This window comes from Robertmurraya sp. DFI.2.37 (assembly GCF_029211245.1).
Classification (GTDB): Bacteria; Bacillota; Bacilli; order Bacillales; family Cytobacillaceae; genus Robertmurraya; species Robertmurraya methanolica_A.
The window spans coordinates 1-881 of record NZ_JARGEJ010000146.1 but is presented as its reverse complement, the minus strand read 5'-3'; the positions used below and the strand labels follow the sequence as shown (position 1 = coordinate 881).

At 40.0% G+C, this 881-nt stretch carries 1 protein-coding gene; it reads right to left on the bottom strand.

Going from position 1 to position 881, the window contains the following annotated elements:
• On the bottom strand, positions 1-881 hold an 881-nt coding region (locus PZE06_RS25805; RefSeq protein ID WP_306421348.1), incomplete at both ends, for an ISL3 family transposase.

Sequence of the window (881 nt, the reverse complement as noted above, 5' to 3'; positions counted from 1 at the left end):
TTCGCCTTTTTAAACCATTGAGAAAACCATTCCTTAAGATGATAAGCCTTCCGTAATTCATTCGAAAAACCTAAGTAACGCTCTAAGTACCATCGATCGTCTTCCGTTAACTTCTCTGAGTTCCTATGAAAGACGTAACGCATTCTTTTACACTTTTTCCGATCGTAATCATGCCAACTCTGCTGTACTCTTCTTCTCACCCCATCTAGCGCCCAATAAATATAGCGAACAAAATGGAATCGATCTGCGATAATAATAGGTTTTCCAAGTGCCTGTTGGACAGCTGCTTTAAATGAGGGGCTCATGTCCATTACGACATATTCCACATTCCCTCCGTACGTTCTTAAATATCGCTTTATCGTTTTCTTATATCGATTGGGTAAGATATCAATCGGTTCTCTAGTCATCGCATCGGCAATAATGAGTTGGTATTTGCCTTCCTCTGTATCCCCTTTATACTCATCAATGGCGATCGCCTTTGGTAACTCATGCGGTTCTTCTTGAATAGAACGTTCCGCTAATGCATCAAAGCGACGAACAACAGTCGTGGGCGAAGTTCCATAAACTTCGGCTGTTTCCTTGAATGTTTTCCCCTTGATACTGCGAATCTTTATCGCTTGGTTAAACTCAATGGATAGTCGTTGATACCGCTCAATAAAAGGATTCTCTTCCGCAAATCTTTTCCCACATTTACAGGCAAAACGACGTTTTCTGTAAAATATCCATGTGTGACGCTCAAAAAGCTTTAAATGCTTAATTTTTTGAATTCGATAGTCATGTACCTTAGACGTTAATGCCCCACAATTCACGCAGGAATGTTCTTTTACAGGCATCTCCACATAGAAACAATACTTACCCTCTACTATTTCTGTCTTCTTAAT